The sequence below is a fragment of the Vibrio sp. MA40-2 genome (assembly GCF_047302445.1).
Taxonomy (GTDB): Bacteria; Pseudomonadota; Gammaproteobacteria; order Enterobacterales; family Vibrionaceae; genus Vibrio.
In genome coordinates, this window is sequence record NZ_CP178628.1 from 1,459,519 (window position 1) to 1,477,935 (window position 18,417).

Consider the following 18,417-nt stretch of genomic DNA (forward strand, 5'->3'; position numbering starts at 1 on the left):
GTTATTGATGAGAAAAGTTTGGCTCAGTGTGGCCTTTTCGGTCGCTTTATATGGCTGTTCTCAATTATCGTCACCTGATAATGATCTTCAAATCCCTGAAGGGTTTACCTTTATTGAACAATCTTCCAATCAAACGAACAAAGTATCTATTCCTTATTCCAAGTTTAAATTAGACAATGGATTAACTTTGATATTGTCACCTGATGATTCTGATCCATTGGTTCATGTTGATGTCACCTATCATGTAGGTTCGGCAAGAGAAGAGGTTGGCAAATCTGGTTTTGCTCATTTTTTTGAACATATGATGTTTCAAGGCTCAGAGCATGTTGGTGATCAACAGCACTTTAAAATAATTACTGAAGCAGGCGGGAGTCTCAATGGCACCACCAACAAAGATAGAACCAATTATTTTGAAACTGTTCCGTCTAATCAATTAGAGAAAATGCTTTGGCTTGAATCAGACAGAATGGGATTTCTAATTGACGCGGTGTCGCAAAAAAAATTCGAAATACAAAGAGATACAGTAAAAAATGAACGCGCACAAAATTACGATAATCGACCATATGGCTTAATGTGGGAAAAAATGGGTGAAGCATTGTACCCAGAAGGCCATCCTTATTCATGGCAAACCATTGGTTATGTTGAAGATTTAGATCGTGTTGACGTCAATGATCTTAAAGCGTTTTTTTTACGTTGGTATGGGCCTAACAATGCAACCTTAACTATTGGCGGTGATATTGATGTACAGCAGACTTTAGAGTGGGTAAATAAGTATTTTGCTTCCATACCTAGAGGTCCTGAAGTCAATAATGCTCCTAAGCAGCCAGCCACTCTAACAGAAGATAAATACATTACTTTAGAAGATAGAATTCGCCAACCTATGGTCATGATCGGCTGGCCAACCACCTATAAGGGTGAAGAGCAACAAGTCACTTTAGATACATTAGCCTCCGTTTTGGGTAGTGGTAAAAATAGTCTGCTCTACCAAAAACTAGTTAAGACAGAAAAAGCGATTGATGCAGGAGCATTTCATCAATGTGCTGAATTATCTTGTAGTTTTTATGTCTATGCTATGGGGGATTCTGGCGACAGTGGTAATTTAACCAATTTATACGATGAACTCATGTCTATATTGGATGAATTTAAAGCCTCCGGTGTAGAACAAGATAAATTAGAAGAAATTATTGGTAATGCTGAATCGAACGCAGTATTTGCACTACAAAGTGTAAAAGGAAAGGTATCGCAACTTGCGGCGAATGAAACATTTTATAACCAACCGGATCGTATTGAGGTGGAATTAGAGCAATTAAGAGACGTAACGCCTGAATCTATAATGTCGGTGTATCAAAAGTTTGTTGATGAAAAAGCTAAAGTAACCTTAAGTGTTATCCCTAAAGGAAAATTAGATTTAGCGGTAAGAGAAGCCAATTTTGTTACTCCGAAGCGAACTTTACCCGAGTACAAAAAAATACAAGACAGTGAGTTAAATTATACTAAGGCGGTTGACGATTTCGACCGTTCCGTGATGCCTCAAGTTGGAGGGGCGGTTAAAGGAAAAATGCCAGATTTGTACAATGTGTACTTGGATAATGGCATTGAAGTCTTGGGGACTGAAAGCACAGAAATTCCAACGGTTGAATTGCAAATCATCTTGCCTGCTGGGCACCGGTATGTACCTAAAGGAAAAGAAGGGCTGGCTAATCTGACCTCTGAAATGATGCAAGAAGGTACCACGCAGCGAAGCATCGAAGAAATTCGAGCTGAACTCGATAAGCTAGGAAGTGATATTAGTATTGGTTCGGGTAATTACACAACAACAATCAGCGTCTCGTCTTTAGATAAAAATTTATCCGAAACGTTGGCGATTGTAGAGGAGATGTTATTTGAGCCTGCTTTTAATTCTGCTGATTTTGAACGATTGAAAAAGCAAGCGATCGAAGGGTTAATCTATGAACATCAAAAGCCTTCATGGCTTGCTTCGCAAGCAACTCGACAAGTTCTGTTTGGCAACAGCATTTTTGGACGGTCAAATGATGGCACACTACAATCGATAAAAGAGTTACAGTTAGACGATGTTGAAGCGTTTTATCACTCCAACTACACTCCAATGGGAACGTCAGTGGTTGTTGTGGGTGATGTGGATAAAGCAACACTAGTGAGAAACTTGAGCTTCTTGAGTGATTGGCAAGGAAATGATGCACCCATTCTACAGCCACAAGTTATAGAACCCAATACAGCTCAACATATCTATTTAATTGATAAACCTAATGCACCACAAAGTGTTGTTCGATTGGTAAGGCAAGGTTTACCGTATGATACGGTTGGTGAACAATACTTAACGCAACTAGCAAATTTTAATCTAGCGGGCAATTTTAATAGCCGTATTAACCAAAATTTGCGAGAGGACAAAGGTTACACGTATGGCGCAAGTGGCTACCATGCGAGTAATAAAGAAGTGGGAATTATGTTGTTTAGCGCTCAAGTTCGAGCCGACTCCACATTACCTTCTATTGAAGAGATGTTAGCCGAGCTCAAACAGTACAGCCAGCAAGGCATGACAACTGACGAACTCGATTTTATGCGTTTAGCGATTGGTCAACAAGATGCTTTGAAATACGAAACACCTAGTCAAAAAGCGAGATTATTATCTAATATAGTCAATTATTCACTGGATGAAGATTACATAGAACAGAGAAATACTCTTTTAGATAATGTCACTAAGGCCGATTTAAACGCAGTATCAAGTAAATGGTTTAAGCCAGAAGATTTTCAGATTATTGTTGTTGGAGACGCGAAGAGCTTAAGACCTCAATTAGAAAAATTAACTATTCCCATCGTACAACTTGAAATAGCTAAATAAAGTACCTATATCTCATAAAGTAGCAAGATCAAAGAGTGGTGAATAGTTACCATTCTTTGATCGTCTGGTTTTATACGGTGAGTTTATTTGCCATAGATTCGTTTCATTAATCCATACCTTGCATTGATATACGTTCTATTGATAAGCAGAAGCTTGTTAAGCTGGCAATTAATATAAAAAGGCGTAATCTACGCCAAAACATAATTAAAAGTGACCTTTGTTTTGACAAATTTTTCATCAAGACTGCAAAAAGTAGCAAAGAATCCAGAAAATTTCACCAAAATAGGTAGAGGAGTCGAGCGAGAGGCTTTACGTTATACCTTAAATGGAAATTTAGCGCTTACGCCTCACCCTGAGAGGTTAGGATCGGCACTAACCAATAAATGGATAACCACAGATTTTTCCGAATCTTTGTTGGAATTTATTACTCCTGTTTCGTCAGATGTGGAAGAGCTTATTGGTCAACTTTCAGATATTCACCATTTCTCATTAAATGCAATGGGTCAAGAAAAACTGTGGCCTCTCTCTATGCCATGTTATGTAGAAAACGAAGATGATATTGCATTTGCTCAATATGGCCGTTCAAATATTGGCCAGATGAAGACTCTATATCGTAAAGGTTTAAAAAACCGTTATGGTAGTTTGATGCAAATTATCTCTGGGGTGCATTTTAATTTTTCGTTTCCAGATTCAATTTGGGATTCGCTCCATGGTGAACAAAATGAACAAGATAGATGTCAAACTCGCTCAGATGAATATTTCAATGTAATACGTAATTATTATCATTTTGGCTGGCTCATTCCCTATTTCTTTGGCGCCTCTCCGGCGATTTGTTCTTCCTTTTTACAAGGTAGAGAAACTAATCTTCCGTTTGAAAATATTGGCCAAACTTTATACCTGCCTTATGGCACCTCACTACGATTAAGTGACCTGGGTTATACCAATAGTGCTCAAAGTGAATTAAAAATTAGTTACAACAATTTAGATGAATATTTAGTCGGTTTGGATAAAGCCATACACACACCCTCTGAAGATTTCGCTAAAATTGGTATCAAAGTAGAAGGCGAATATCAGCAATTAAATAGTAATGTTTTGCAGATTGAGAATGAGTTGTATGCTCCGATACGAGCAAAACGTGTTGCTCAAGAAGGAGAGAAACCGTCAGAAGCTTTAAAGCGTGCGGGTGTAGAATACATTGAAGTTCGTTCTTTAGATGTTAATCCATTCAGTCCTGTAGGCGTGACCAAACAACAGATCCGTTTCCTCGATCTTTTCTTAACTTGGTGTTTAATTAAAGACACGGGGCCAATGAACAACAAGCAACTCGGTTGTTGGAAAGACAATTGGAATCGAGTGATTCAAGAAGGCCGTAAACCGGGTCTAATGTTAGCTGAAGGCTGCAATGGTGACGAAAAGTCACTACAAGAGCTAACTAGGCAGATTTTTGTGGATTTACAGCGGATTGCAGTTGAAATGGATAAAGCCGTTGGTGGCGATGAATACCAACAAACTTGTCAAGAGTTGCTAACTTGGATTGATAACCCTGAACTGACTATTTCAGGACGGTTATTAGAAAAAACCAAGCAGTTAGGTGGTATTGGTCAATTAGGTTGTGAGTATGGCTCTCAATATAGAGAATACCATTTAACCAGCAGCTATACTGTTTACAGCCAAGAAGAAATGATTCATGAGTCAGAAACTTCTGTACAGGCTCAAAAAGCAATCGAGAAAGCGGATAAGGTTAACTTTGATGACTTTCTAACTGACTATTTTTCATATTTAAAATAATGATAAGATTCGATATAAAACATCGAATCATTGGAGATTAAGCAATGCCGTTATTAGATAGCTTTACTGTAGATCACACCAAAATGAACGCGCCAGCAGTACGCGTAGCCAAAAAAATGCAAACACCGAAAGGTGATACTATTACGGTATTTGATTTACGCTTTTGTGCTCCGAATAAAGATATTCTTTCTGAAAAAGGCATTCATACATTAGAGCATTTATACGCCGGATTTATGCGTTCACATTTGAATGGGAGTGATGTTGAAATAATTGATATTTCTCCAATGGGTTGTCGTACTGGTTTTTATATGAGCTTAATAGGTACACCAACAGAAGAGCGTGTAGCCAAAGCTTGGCTAGACTCAATGGATGATGTACTTGAAGTAGAGAATCAGAACAAAATACCAGAACTAAATGAATATCAATGTGGTACTTACGATATGCATTCATTGAAGGAAGCAAAAGACATTGCGACCGATATTATTAAAGCAGGTGTGTTAGTGAATAAAAATGATGAACTGGCTTTACCCGATAGCATTTTGAAAGAATTAAATAACTAAGCCCAATTTAGGCATAGAGTTATTAAGATATAAGCAGATATAGTCTAGATAAATAAAAAACGGCATCGATTAAGATGCCGTTTTTTTTTACTTATATTATGTCTTTTCTGGAAAAACTTTAACTAAATTAATTTTGTTCTCTGTAAACTCAACAATTTCCATTAAATGTTTTTCAATTTCAATACTCACTTTACTTTCAGGAATATCTTCCAAGTGCTCTAGGATGAGACCGTTTAATGTCCTTGGGCCATCAGTTGGCAATGTCCATTTCAAACCTTTGTTGATGTCGCGAATATTAGCACTACCTTCAATAAGAAAACTGCCATCACCTTGTGGTGTGATTTCTTCAGATAAACTAGGAGCAATAGAGGTGGTAAACTCACCAACAATTTCTTCCAGAATGTCTTCTAATGTAATAAGACCGATAATGTCACCGTACTCATCAACGATCAAACCAATACGTTCTTTATTTCTTTGGAACTTAAGTAGCTGAACATTTAATGGTGTCGCTTCTGGGATAAAATAGACTTCGTCTGCCGCTCGTAAGAGTGTTTCTTTGGTAAACTCATTTTTTTCTAACATTAAACGATAAGCTTCACGCAGGCGTAACATACCCACGACCTCATCTATCTGATCCCGATATAAGACAACGCGCCCATGAGGGGAGTGAGTTAACTGACGAACAATCGATTTCCAATCGTCATTAATATCAATACCGGTAATTTCATTTCTTGGCACCATGATGTCATTTACGGTGACATGCTCTAAATCTAAGATAGAAACAAGCATATCTTGATGTCGACGTGGTATCAGCCCTCCAGCTTCGTTTACTACTGTTCTAAGTTCATCGGAGCTAAGATGATCTTGAGCAGCATGATCAGCTTTGATTCCCATGAGTAGCAGTACACCATTGGTGATTAGGTTAACTAATATGACCAAAGGAGAGAGTAATTTCATTAGTACATTGAGAAAGATACTACTGGCGTAGGCGACTCTTTCTGGATACAAAGCAGCTAACGTCTTAGGGGTGACTTCCGCGAACACCAATACAACTAGTGTCAATAATCCTGTCGCAATTGCTACACCGACATTACCAAATAAGCGTATGCCTAAAATAGTCGCAATAGCAGAAGCAAGTATGTTAACTAAGTTGTTACCTATTAAAATGAGACCAATTAAACGATCAGGTCGAGCTAATAACTTTTCGACTCGCTTGGCTCCCTTATGCCCTTGACCGGCAAGGTGCTTTAATCTGTAACGGTTTAAAGACATCATTCCTGTCTCGGAACCCGAAAAATAACCAGAAATGATAATTAGACATGCGAGAATGGCAAACAATATACCCGTTGATATGTCATCCAAAGTGAGGACTTCCTTTTTTTATTATTCGCACAATTAATGACCTAAATAATTTTCACTGTCAATTAAAATGAAATATTGAATGTAGATAAAGCGATTAACCTAAAATAATTTCGCGTACAAAGCGACTGCCAAAATAAGCAAGTGTCAATAAAGTCGCACCCGCTATAGCAAACCACGTTACTCTTTTACCACGCCAGCCTTTTTGGTAATGCCCCCATAATAAAATGGAGTAAATAATCCAAGCAATAAAAGATAAAATGGATTTATGTGCAGACCCTTTTGCAAACATGTCATCTAAGAATACCAAACCAGACAGCAAAGTTAAGGTTAATAAACCGTTGCCAATGAGAATAATATTAAAAAGCTGTCGTTCTACTTTCATCAGAGGAGGAAAGTTAGGATTGACGACCATTGCTTTTTTATTTTTCAATTTATAATCTAACCAAGCTAACTGAATGGCATATAAAGCTGCGATAGTGAGTGTTGCATAGGCAAATAATGCGATTGTAATGTGAATTAGTAATCCATGTTTGTCTTCAAAATGAGTAATAAACGTGCCCGGTAGAAAGCTAGAGGATAAAATACTGATGATGGCGAAACTGTAAACTACCGGTAATAGAAACCATAATCGTACTTTGAACATTGCCATGCTCATAACCCAAGCGATAATAAAACTCACTACTGAAGCGACATTTAGCATGCTTAGGTTTTGACCATCATTGCCATTATGGATTAAGCCGTGTAATAACCAGCCATGAAAAATAATGGCGAGTGAAGCACTAATAAAAACCGTTTTAGTTTTTATTAAGCTCTGTTGAGAGAGTCCTGGCACTATAGTTGCGACGGCTAGTGTGTATAAAACGGCAGCGGCGATAGCGATTAAACTGTCCATGATGTCCTAGTGATTTCATATTTATTCAAGTGATTATAACGCGGTTAAGCACGATGAGCTATCTAAGGATCGAATAAATAGCGTTTAGATTTTGGAAGATCAATTACCTAAGGTATACTGAGAGTATTACTCGCCTTTGCTTTGCTAAAAGGCTTTGCGAAAAGGTTTTGCGAAGAGTCCCAGCTAAAGAGACAGACATGTTTGAAAATTTATCGGATAGACTATCCAGAACACTTAAAACAATAAGCGGCAAAGGTCGCTTAACCGAAGATAATATAAAAGAGACATTGCGTGAAGTACGCATGGCTCTTTTAGAGGCTGACGTTGCCCTTCCCGTTGTTCGCGATTTTGTTAAGCGAGTGAAAGAAAGCGCCGTTGGTGTTGAAGTATCTAAATCCCTTACTCCCGGTCAAGAATTTATAAAAATAGTTCAAAAAGAACTTGAAGGCGTAATGGGAGAAGCTAATGAGGCACTGAACCTAGCTGCTCAGCCTCCTGCTGTTATTTTGATGGCTGGTCTACAAGGGGCTGGTAAAACTACCAGTGTCGGTAAATTATCCAAGCTATTAAAAGAAAAAGATAATAAAAAAGTATTAGTTGTTTCTGCCGATGTTTATCGTCCTGCTGCAATAAAACAACTTGAAACGTTAGCCAGCGATATTGGTGTGGACTTTTTCCCATCGTCAGCTGATCAAAAACCGATTGATATTGCTAACGCTGCCATCGACCATGCTAAGAAAAAATTCTACGATGTTTTGTTAGTCGATACTGCGGGTCGTTTAGCAATCGATGAGCAAATGATGGGAGAAATAAAAGCCCTTCATGAGGCGATTGAACCTGTAGAAACATTATTTGTTGTTGACGCTATGACAGGTCAGGATGCAGCCAACACTGCTAAAGCTTTTGGTGATTCACTTCCATTAACTGGGGTTGTATTAACTAAAGTTGATGGTGATGCAAGAGGTGGTGCGGCACTTTCTGTTCGTCATATTACAGGAAAACCGATTAAATTTTTAGGTGTTGGTGAAAAGACCGATGCTTTAGAACCTTTCCATCCTGATCGTATTGCTTCTCGAATCTTAGGCATGGGTGACGTTCTCTCTTTAATTGAAGATTTAGAGAGAAACGTAGACAAAGATAAAGCCGCTAAAATGGCGAAAAAATTCAAAGAGAAAAAAGGCTTTGATTTAGAAGATTTTCGTGAACAGCTTGGTCAGATGCAAAATATGGGCGGCATGATGGGGATGATGGATAAACTCCCAGGAATGAATAATTTGCCAGCCAATGTAAAAGATAAAGTGGACGACAAAATGTTTAAGCAGATGGAGGCAATTATTAGCTCCATGACAATGAAAGAACGTTTGCGTCCTGATTTGATTAAAGGTTCACGTAAAAAACGCATTGCCGCTGGTTCCGGTGTTCAGGTTCAAGATGTAAATCGTTTATTAAAACAATTTACTCAAATGCAAAAAATGATGAAAAAAATGCAGAAAGGTGGCATGAAAGGAATGATGCGCAACATGCAAGGCATGATGGGTGGCATGGGAGGAATGGGTGGTATGGGCGGTGGTGGCCCATTCGGCCGATAAATCAGTTTGGTAACAAAACCTAGAAACGCTCCATCGATGTGTAAAAATTCAAACAAAAGGGTTATATTTTTAACCCTTTTCCTTTCTAAAGTTAGATTTAATCAACCTCACAAAATCCTTGCAAAAGCCTCAGATAAGAGTAAAATTCGGGGGCTTTAAATTGGCACGAGACCCCAAACTGTTTTACATAGTATGGGGTTATTTTTATTATTGAGAAAGCAAAGAGGACGATATGGTTACCATTCGTTTGGCACGTCACGGCGCTAAAAAGCGTCCATTTTATCAAATCGTAGTAGCAGATAGCCGCAATGCAGCTACTGGTCGCTACATTGAGAACGTTGGTTTCTTTAACCCAACAGCTCAAGGTCAAGAAGAAGGTCTGCGTATCGACCTAGACCGCGTTAACCATTGGGTTGGCGAAGGTGCTTCATTATCTGACCGTGTTGCTAAATTAGTTAAAGACGCTCAAAAAGCGGCTTAATTAGTTAGTAACAAAGCAAATGTCGGTTAAAGGAAACGAACTAATGAAAGAGCAAGCTGAAAGAATCGTAGTGGGCAAATTTGGTGCTACTTACGGTATCAAAGGTTGGCTTAAAGTTATTTCCTATACGGACAATGCTGAAAGCATTTTTGACTATAGCCCTTGGTATATAAACCAAAAGGGCCAATGGGTTGAGTACAAAATTGAAAGTTGGAAGCGCCATAACAAAGGTATGGTGGCTAAAATAGAAGGCTTGGAAGTCCGCGAGGATGCACATCTTCTCACTAACTTTGAAATTGCAATTAATCCAGAGTCATTACCAGAACTGTCAGAAGATGAATTCTACTGGCGTGAATTATTTGGTATGCAAGTTCTAACAACGCAAGGATATGACCTCGGTACTGTCTCTGATATGTTAGAAACAGGCTCAAATGATGTTTTGGTTGTGAAAGCAAATTTGAAAGATGCTTTTGGCCAAAAGGAACGATTAATACCGTTTCTTGAAGAGCAAGTGATCATAAATATAGATCGTGATGCTCGACGGATCGAAGTTGACTGGGATCCTGGATTTTAATTCCACAGTAGAGCGAGAGAACAAATGTGGGTTGGCATAATTAGCCTATTTCCTGATATGTTCCGTTCAATTACTGAATTTGGAGTTACAGGTCAAGCGGTGAAAAAAGGTCTTTTGTCAGTTGAGTTATGGAATCCTCGTGATTTTACTCATGACAAACATCGAACTGTCGATGATAGACCTTATGGTGGTGGTCCAGGTATGTTAATGATGGTTCAGCCTTTGCGCGATACTATCCAGGCAGCCAAAAGATCATCGCCAGGAAAGACGAAAGTGATTTATCTCTCACCTCAAGGTCGAAAACTCGATCAACAAGGTGTTGAAGAACTGGCGACCAATCAGAATTTAATTCTTATTTGTGGCCGTTATGAAGGGATAGACGAGCGCATTATAGAATCCGATGTTGACGAAGAATGGTCAATAGGGGATTTTGTAATGACAGGCGGTGAATTACCAGCCATGACGTTAATTGATTCAGTCTCAAGGTTTATTCCTGGTGTACTTGGAGATTTTAGCTCAGCAGAAGAAGATTCTTTTGCAAATGGTTTGCTAGATTGCCCTCACTATACACGTCCTGATGTATTAGATGGAGTGGAAGTGCCTTTGGTATTGAAATCCGGAAATCATAAGGATATTCGTCGCTGGCGATTAAAGCAATCGTTAGGCCGTACTTGGCTAAGAAGACCAGAGCTCCTGGAAAACCTAGCTCTGACTGACGAACAGGAACAATTACTGGTTGAGTTTATAAAAGACAATTCGTCGTAAACAGCAATCAAGTAACCTATTTTATTTAGTATCAGTTTATTCTAGGAATTTAAAAATGAGTAACATCATCAAAGCTCTTGAACAAGAGCAAATGAAACAAGACCTTCCAACGTTCAGCCCAGGTGACACTGTTGTTGTTCAAGTTAAGGTAAAAGAAGGCGATCGCGAACGTTTACAGGCTTTTGAAGGCGTTGTAATCGGTATTCGTAATCGTGGCCTACATTCAGCGTTTACTGTTCGTAAAGTTTCGAACGGTGAAGGTGTTGAACGTACGTTCCAAACTCACTCTCCAATGGTTGATAGCATTGAAGTTAAGCGCCGTGGTGCAGTACGTCGTGCCAAGTTGTACTATCTACGTGAGCGTTCTGGTAAGTCAGCTCGTATTAAAGAGAAACTTGCTAAGAAGTAATGCTATAACCAGCATTCTCAAATTGAAAACGGGTTCCAGCTGGAACCCGTTTTTTTGTTATTAAATCACGAGATAGATAAGCTCGTGAAAGATAAAACAGTTAATATTGGTCTTCAGACCAACCATCAGAATCTGACATATCTGGTGCGCCTGCGATGCTATTTTCTTCATCAGCCCATTCACCAAAATCAATCATTTGACATTTTTTACTGCAAAATGGACGAAATTTACTTTCCTCATTCCAAACAACATCGGTTTTGCATTGAGGGCATTTGACAATAGTAAGTTTTGACACGGCAGGTTATTCCTTGTTACACAAAAATAATGAGTTGTTATTTAAAAAATTAATGACAGGTTCTTTAATCGGTTAGTTACAAATAGCGAGATCAAATTCGATGTCTTGGCTACAAGCCTGGCCACTATCAAAAGACATAAATTTAATTGCAAACCTATTTTTATGCCCCGAAATCATTGGGAATACACCATACTCCAGTGGGATATTGAGTCGGAGTATATTAGCTTCGTCGGCATCGCTTTGAAAAAAGCCGTTTCGAGCAATTTGAGGAGTAAAGTACCCTGTTTCTCGACAGAGTTTTAACCATAGAGTTAATGATTTTGATAATGGGGCTAAGGTGTCCATCCAGTTTTTGGCATTTTGTTGTCTATCTGCTAATGGCAGATGATTCCAATAGTGGAGAGCGGGTAAATCAAAACAACAAGTTCCTCCGGGCAAATTAAACCGTTGGCGAATAGAACTTAAAAAGCGATCATCTTTTAGTGAACGACCAAAGCGTTCAGCTGACATAAGGTATTTATGTGTTGTATCAATTTCGGTCAATACCGTGGATAATTTTTCTTGATCAACGCCGTCGACATTTAGCCAATGCTTGTAGTTTAAACGTTGTTTTTCTAAGTCTTTTGCTAATTCAGCTTTTAATTGGATTTGCTCAAATATTTCCAGTAAATCAAAGATTGAACGGAAAAACTGCTGATACTGTAGATTATCGGAAAAAGAGGCGGAGTGGTGCATCTGTCTTACAAGTGCTTCGACTCTCAGATAGATACGAGTTTTTTCATTCAGTGGGTGTTCAAACTTGTGTTTTGTCATTCCGCGACCTTATCTTCTCCCTGAGTTAATAGTTAATAGTTAATAGTTAATAGCTAATCGCATGTATTGGTGATGCAATGTGGTTACCATTGACAGTAAATTACAATTTTCATTATTGTTTACAATAACATCATCCGCGTATTTAAGTCGTTGCTCTCGGCTAGCTTGGGTTGCAAGTATCATTTCTGCCTGAGTTTTAGACACATTATCACGTTTTACTGTTCGTGATAATTGCACGTCAGGATTAACATCCACAACTAAGATTCTATTTGCCATCGATTGTAATTGATTTTCAACCAATAAGGGAACCACTAATAATGCATAAGGTGAGGTAATCTCATTTATGTCTTGCTGCATTTTTTGCCTGATTAACGGGTGAAGATGATTATTTAACCATGTTTTGGCATCGTTATCGGTGAAAATTATCTCTCTTAACTTTGCTCTATTTAGCTCACCATTTTGTTGCAGTATTTCGGTTCCAAAATAGCGAACAATACTTTTCAAACCTTCCGTTTCCGGTTGTACGACTTGCCTAGCAACAATATCTGCGTCAACGATGCCGATGTTAAAATGTTGGTGGAATAAATTGGCAACTGTTGTTTTACCACTGGCAATACCACCTGTTAATCCTACTATGTACCCCATAATTATATGCTCAACATGGATGAATAATACCAATACATAATTTTATCTCCCCATAGTAAACTTATCCATCCCGCGATGGCTAAATAGGGGCCAAATGGGAATTGCATGCCTATGTCTTTTTTTTGTAAGCGTAATTGAATTAAGCCGAACAGCAAACCAATTATAGAGGACAATAAGATGATGATAAAAAGGTGCTGCCATCCAAGCCAAGCACCTAATGCTGCAAGTAGTTTAAAATCACCATATCCCATGCCTTCTTTTCCTGTTAACAATTTGAATAGCCAATATACGCTCCATAAACAAAGGTAACCGGCAATAGCCCCAATAACAGCATCATTTAAAGATACTGGGCTTTGATTGATGAGAGCAATAAAAATACCAAACCAAGTTAAAGGCAAAGTGATTTGATCAGGAAGTAGCATGGTATCGAAATCAATAAATGTGGCTGTTATCAATGCAAATGTAAAAAAGACCAGTGCAACAGAGTAAAAACTAAAAGGGAAATGAACAGCAATAGCGATACTCATTATGGCAGTAAGTAACTCGATCAATGGATATCTAATACTAATTGCTTGCTGACAATGATGGCATTTACCTTTTAATAACAACCAACTCACAATGGGGATGTTATCTACTATTCTTAGGGGGTGTTTACAATTAGGACAATGAGAGCGAGGTGTACTTAAGGTTATCTTTGGGTTATTAGTTGTAAAGCTGGTATTGTTTGTTAGGTTGAGTTGTGGGAATGTATCAATGCAATCTTGTTTCCACTGTTGTTGCATCATCAATGGCAGACGAAGAATCACAACATTTAAAAAACTGCCCACAATGAGTCCAAAAATGCCAATAAAAGTAGGATAAAGCCAAGGGTAATAGTCAAATAATTGCATTGTTAGACTCAATTAGAAAAAAGCAAAATCATTCTACCCTAATATGTTCATCATGTTAAAGATAGGTAAGTAGATAGCCACGACTAAACCTCCAATAACTAAGCCTAAAAATACAATCAAAAATGGTTCTATAAGAACGCCCAGTTTCTCCATTGTTTGGTCCAGTTCTACAGTGTAAATGTCAGAAACCTTGTCGAGCATGAGATCTAATTGGCCGGTTTGTTCTCCTACCATGACCATTTGAATCATTAATCCCGGAAAGCATCGATGTTGTTTCATCGCAACGTAGATTGGCTGCCCATTCGAAATTTGTTCAAACATCAGTTCAAAGGCCTGCTTAAAATACAGATTTCCAGTCACATTAGCAGTACTCATTATCGCTTGTGCTACAGGAATGCCAGAACGTATAGCAACGGAAAGCGTGGCACTATATCTACTGATTATCGACTTGGTTAATATGGGGCCAATTAAGGGAAATAGAGTTAATTGTTTATCTATTATAAAGCCAACTCGTTCAGATTTAAGCAGTAGTTTAAATATTACAGCCAGAAAAAATAAGGACAGTAAGTGCTGAAAGGCATGAGCACTCAACCATTTTGATAGGCTAATAATTTGCTGTGTGAACCAAGGCAAAGGAGCATTGAAGCTAGCAAACATTTTTTCAAACTCTGGAATGACAGTTGTTAGCATTAGATAAGTAATCGAAAATGCTAGTAGGATAACGACAAAAGGATAAATAAGTGCTTTTATTTGTCTCGCTTGTTGTAACGCGACCTTTTCTCGATAATTGGCTATTCGGTTAAATGTTGCTCCTAATTGTCCTGACAACTCTGCACAAGCAACTAAGCTTACGTAAATTTCATCAAATTGGTAGTCAATTTTCTTAAGTATGACAGATAGTGGAATCCCTTCTTCTACGGCATTTTTTATCTCAGAAGTCATGTTTTTACATGAGTTTTGTTGCTGATTGTTTAGTATTAAACTTAGTGACATAGATAATGGCAGCCCAGCATTGAGCATGGTAGCAAGTTGCCTAGTAAATAATGTAATGTCTTTCGTCCGAACGGTTGATGATTTTTTTTTCCAAGTTATAAATGCAGATTTTGGCTTTATGCAACGAATTTTTATCCTTTGTTCCGTCAGTCGTATTATGACTTCTTGCTGACTCGAGGCGTAAATTGTGTCATGTATGATTTTACCGTCGCTGTTTACACCACGCCAATAATAGTGGTTACCGGTTTGTTGTGTTTTCATTCTCGACCTTTATCTAGGATTACCGCTGTGCTGAATATAGAGCGTTAACGACAGTAGCAATCTCGGTATGGTATTCAGTAAAGCAACACTCGTTGCAATTCATCGATACTGGTTATCCCTTCTAGTAACTTTTGCTTACCTGAGTCTTTTATAGGAAGGAAATGGTTTTTTAACGCAATTTTCTCAATATTGAAGGCACTGGTTTGGCTTTCAATAGCTTCTATTATATTTTTGTCGAGGTTAAGTATTTCATATAGTCCGACTCTGCCTGAGTATCCATTTATACAATTACTACAGCCATTGTTATTTGCTTGATAAATAACATTATTTGGTTGCAATTCGTCTGCCAAGGCTAAGGTTGAATCGTTATCGATCTCTTTGCAGATAGGACATAGTTTCCTTACTAAACGTTGGGCGACAATAATGGATAAGCATGATGCTAAACAGTGTTTGTCTGCTCCCATATTGATGAGTCGAGTCAGTGTTTCACATGCGGAATTGGTATGTAAGGTGGCAAGAACAAGGTGGCCTGTTTGTGCTGCTTTAATAACTATTTCAGTACTATCAATATCTCGAATTTCTCCTACCATGATGATGTCTGGATCTTGGCGTAATAATGCCTTTAGAGTGATAACAAAATTCAGTTCAATTTTTTCATTGATCTGCACTTGATTAACACCTAACAGGTTTATTTCTACGGGATCTTCTGCGGTTGAAATGTTTTTATCGGGAGTATTAACAATATTAAGAGCGGTATATAAAGATACGGTTTTTCCACTACCAGTAGGGCCAGTAATTAAAATAAGCCCTTGAGGTTTATGTATGGCAGATAAAAAAAGATCTTGTTGAGCCGAAGTAAAACCTAACTTATCTATTTCTAGGGGAATGGTTTGAGTTTCTAGTAACCTTAATACTACTTTTTCACCCCACAATGTGGGTAATGTAGACACTCGAATATCAACCGTTTGTTTAGATATTAATGTGAACTTAAATCGACCATCTTGAGGTAATCGTTTTTCCGCTATATCTAGGTTGGCAAGTACTTTTACTTTTGAAGACAGCCTATTGGCTAATTGAAGATCGGGTGACTGGATCTCGTTTAAAACACCATCACAACGTAATCGAATACGATAAGTTTTTTCGTAAGGTTCAAAATGAATATCTGAAGCTTTTTTTTCGATGGCATGAGTTAATACCTGATTTAAGTAACGGCTGATAGGATCGTTACTTTGAGTATGGGTGGCTGTTGTTATCCGTTCTTCATCAGAAAGTGTGACCATTTCTGAAAGTTGTTGGTTGCTGATAGTATTTTGAATTTGCATAACACAGCCTTTATCTATTTATCTATTTATCTATTTATCTATTTATTTAGCAAAGCAGAAACTAGCACTGGAGCTAAAGGATGGTGTCGGTAGTGCAGTGGTTTGGTAGCAATGTGCTATCAGTGATATCAGTAACACAGATCCAAGAACCATCTTGCTCTCTTTGTAAGGCTATTTTTTTGTCTTCAAATTGAGTTGAGTTATTCATGGTCAAAATTACTTGGCCAGAAGATTGCGCATTGGCGTCAGATTTAGATTCTAAATCGCCGATGGGTGAAGTTGTTGCTCCTAGCTGTGCGGATATATTTGTATTGGTTAGTGCTGGAAACTGCCCATTAGTGGCAAGGTAATCTTCGATGTTTATTTTTAGCGCGGAAATAGTGGCCAGTGCCGCGCCGAGTTGTGATTTTTTTATGTAATTTTGATATTGAGGGATAGCAATTGAAGACAATACACCGATCACTGCGACAACAATCATCAACTCTATAAGAGTAAATCCGTAATTTTTTTTCGTTGAATGTTTCATGTCTTTCCTGACTCATAAGATAACAGACAGAAATAGTAAGAAAAGCGGTTGGAAATAAATATGTATTTGAATTTTAGTTTGGAGACAGTTAGCTTAATTTTTTGCGTTATACATCATTTACCGGAAATGATTCGTTCAGACACAAGGTTAATCATGCTTTTTTAATACTAGTATTGAGTCTTTGCGAATAAGTAACAGATATATTTACAGAGAAACGTTTTTGGAAGGTAATCAATATGATTCCAGAAGAGGGACATAGACCTCTTCTGGATAATAATGCCTATCTAAAAATCGATTTATTTAAATTAACCAAAAACGTTACTTAAAACGCATAGAAAGATCCATCGCTTTTAAGTGTTTTGTTAGCGCTCCAACAGAGATGTAATCGACACCTGTTTTGGCAAACTCTTTAATGGTTTCTAATGTGACATTGCCCGAATTCTCAAGGGCAGCTCTACCGGCATTAATTTTCACGGCTTCTTTCATCATCTCGGTAGTAAAGTTATCGAGCATAATAATATCAGCGCCAGCACTAATCGCTTCTTCAAGTTCGATGAGGGATTCTGTTTCGATTTCAACTGGTTTGCCAGGATTCAGTTCTTTGGCAATAACTATAGCTTTAGTGATCCCACCGCAAGCAATAATATGATTCTCTTTTATTAGGTAAGCATCAAAGACGCCAATTCGATGATTAAAACCACCACCACAAACGACAGCATATTTTAGCGCACTACGTAAACCAGGAATGGTTTTGCGTGTGTCGAGTAATTTACACTGTGTTCCAACCAACTGTTGAGCGTATTGTGCCGTAACGGTTGCACAACCTGAAAGCGTTTGAATAAAGTTCATCGCATTACGTTCACCAGTTAACAATATTCTCGCTGGTCCTGAAAGAGTACAAAGTGTTTGGTTTGGTTCTACTGTATCACCGTCATTAACATGCCATTCGATAACAACTTGATTACCAAGTTGGTTAAATACTTCGTTCGCCCAATCTTGGCCACAAAAGACACCATGTTCTCTAGTAATAATGGTCGCAACACTTTGTTTATCGGCGGGAATGAGTGCAGCAGTAATATCTTTGGTTGTGTCTAACGTTCCGCCAAGATCTTCACGTAGTGTTTCAGACACTGCACGTGAGATCTCTAAAGGGAGTTGTTGTTTTAAATAATTGAGGCGAACATCACTATCGTGTGTATTTTTCATTGTCGAGCTCTAACGCAAAGAATTTAGATAGCAGGAATGATACTCCTGCTGGTGAATTTTTTCAGCAGAAAAACCAGCAAATTGTGCCTCTAGAATGAAAATACCTTGCTGCGTGCCTCATCAATTTGGCAGTTGTTGTTTATTTGCTAGCTGAGGTAAAGTGAAGGAACTATAAAGTGAGGAAAA

The 18,417-nt window shown here is 38.2% G+C and carries 18 protein-coding genes; 8 read left to right on the forward strand and 10 right to left on the reverse strand.

Going from position 1 to position 18,417, the window contains the following annotated elements; all coding sequences use genetic code 11:
* The first annotated feature begins 7 nt into the window (after positions 1-7).
* The 3 genes from ACLKML_RS14305 to luxS all read left to right on the forward strand — a co-directional run bounded on the left by ACLKML_RS14305 (position 8) and on the right by luxS (position 5,208).
* Positions 8-2,860 carry a M16 family metallopeptidase gene (locus ACLKML_RS14305; RefSeq protein WP_413283756.1) on the forward strand — a complete coding sequence of 951 codons (2,853 nt, stop codon included), beginning with the start codon at positions 8-10 and terminating at the stop codon, positions 2,858-2,860.
* Positions 2,861-3,082: 222 nt separating this feature from the next.
* A complete protein-coding gene (gene gshA / locus ACLKML_RS14310; RefSeq protein WP_413283757.1) occupies positions 3,083-4,648 on the forward strand; it encodes a glutamate--cysteine ligase in 1,566 nt (521 codons plus the stop codon).
* Between the two features lie 44 nt (positions 4,649-4,692).
* Positions 4,693-5,208 carry an S-ribosylhomocysteine lyase gene (luxS, locus tag ACLKML_RS14315; protein WP_413283758.1) on the forward strand — a complete coding sequence of 172 codons (516 nt, stop codon included), beginning with the start codon at positions 4,693-4,695 and terminating at the stop codon, positions 5,206-5,208.
* A 96-nt stretch (positions 5,209-5,304) separates the two neighbouring features.
* Here luxS and ACLKML_RS14320 read toward each other — a convergent pair whose 3' ends face one another.
* Entirely contained in the window at positions 5,305-6,570 is a 1,266-nt protein-coding gene (locus ACLKML_RS14320; RefSeq protein ID WP_413283759.1) for an HlyC/CorC family transporter, read from the reverse strand.
* Positions 6,571-6,664: 94 nt separating this feature from the next.
* Positions 6,665-7,462 carry an inner membrane protein YpjD gene (locus ACLKML_RS14325; RefSeq protein ID WP_413283760.1) on the reverse strand — a complete coding sequence of 266 codons (798 nt, stop codon included), beginning with the start codon at positions 7,460-7,462 and terminating at the stop codon, positions 6,665-6,667.
* 197 nt (positions 7,463-7,659) lie between these two features.
* On the opposite strand from ACLKML_RS14325, the gene ffh reads away from it, so the two are divergent.
* From ffh to rplS, 5 genes are all read left to right on the forward strand, one after another.
* Positions 7,660-9,051, forward strand: coding sequence for a signal recognition particle protein (ffh, locus tag ACLKML_RS14330; protein ID WP_413283761.1), 1,392 nt, complete (start codon positions 7,660-7,662; stop codon positions 9,049-9,051).
* Between the two features lie 232 nt (positions 9,052-9,283).
* Positions 9,284-9,532, forward strand: coding sequence for a 30S ribosomal protein S16 (gene rpsP, locus ACLKML_RS14335; RefSeq protein WP_317716906.1), 249 nt, complete (start codon positions 9,284-9,286; stop codon positions 9,530-9,532).
* A 19-nt stretch (positions 9,533-9,551) separates the two neighbouring features.
* Positions 9,552-10,106, forward strand: coding sequence for a ribosome maturation factor RimM (gene rimM / locus ACLKML_RS14340; protein WP_413283762.1), 555 nt, complete (start codon positions 9,552-9,554; stop codon positions 10,104-10,106).
* A 24-nt stretch (positions 10,107-10,130) separates the two neighbouring features.
* A complete protein-coding gene (trmD, locus tag ACLKML_RS14345) occupies positions 10,131-10,871 on the forward strand; it encodes a tRNA (guanosine(37)-N1)-methyltransferase TrmD (RefSeq protein ID WP_413283763.1) in 741 nt (246 codons plus the stop codon).
* A 55-nt stretch (positions 10,872-10,926) separates the two neighbouring features.
* On the forward strand, positions 10,927-11,280 hold the full coding sequence (rplS, locus tag ACLKML_RS14350; protein WP_413283764.1) for a 50S ribosomal protein L19: 354 nt from the start codon (positions 10,927-10,929) through the stop codon (positions 11,278-11,280).
* A gap of 100 nt (positions 11,281-11,380) precedes the next feature.
* Here the strand turns inward: rplS and yacG are convergent, their stop codons facing one another.
* From yacG to nadC, 8 genes are all read right to left on the reverse strand, one after another.
* Positions 11,381-11,575: a DNA gyrase inhibitor YacG gene (yacG, locus tag ACLKML_RS14355; RefSeq protein WP_413283765.1), complete on the reverse strand. Its 195-nt coding sequence runs from the start codon at positions 11,573-11,575 to the stop codon at positions 11,381-11,383.
* A 72-nt stretch (positions 11,576-11,647) separates the two neighbouring features.
* The gene (zapD, locus tag ACLKML_RS14360; protein WP_413283766.1) at positions 11,648-12,388 is read right to left on the reverse strand and encodes a cell division protein ZapD; all 741 of its coding nucleotides are present in this window, start codon (positions 12,386-12,388) and stop codon (positions 11,648-11,650) included.
* A gap of 39 nt (positions 12,389-12,427) precedes the next feature.
* Positions 12,428-13,033, reverse strand: coding sequence for a dephospho-CoA kinase (gene coaE, locus ACLKML_RS14365; protein WP_413283767.1), 606 nt, complete (start codon positions 13,031-13,033; stop codon positions 12,428-12,430).
* A 2-nt stretch (positions 13,034-13,035) separates the two neighbouring features.
* Positions 13,036-13,923 carry a prepilin peptidase gene (locus ACLKML_RS14370; protein ID WP_413283768.1) on the reverse strand — a complete coding sequence of 296 codons (888 nt, stop codon included), beginning with the start codon at positions 13,921-13,923 and terminating at the stop codon, positions 13,036-13,038.
* Between the two features lie 33 nt (positions 13,924-13,956).
* On the reverse strand, positions 13,957-15,177 hold the full coding sequence (locus tag ACLKML_RS14375; RefSeq protein WP_413283769.1) for a type II secretion system F family protein: 1,221 nt from the start codon (positions 15,175-15,177) through the stop codon (positions 13,957-13,959).
* A gap of 74 nt (positions 15,178-15,251) precedes the next feature.
* Complete coding sequence (locus ACLKML_RS14380) at positions 15,252-16,499, reverse strand: GspE/PulE family protein (RefSeq protein WP_413283770.1); 1,248 nt, start codon at positions 16,497-16,499, stop codon at positions 15,252-15,254.
* A 73-nt stretch (positions 16,500-16,572) separates the two neighbouring features.
* Positions 16,573-17,025, reverse strand: a complete 453-nt coding sequence (locus ACLKML_RS14385; RefSeq protein WP_413283771.1) for a pilin — start codon at positions 17,023-17,025, stop codon at positions 16,573-16,575.
* A gap of 318 nt (positions 17,026-17,343) precedes the next feature.
* A complete protein-coding gene (gene nadC, locus ACLKML_RS14390) occupies positions 17,344-18,231 on the reverse strand; it encodes a carboxylating nicotinate-nucleotide diphosphorylase (RefSeq protein ID WP_413283772.1) in 888 nt (295 codons plus the stop codon).
* Positions 18,232-18,417: the final 186 nt, after the last annotated feature.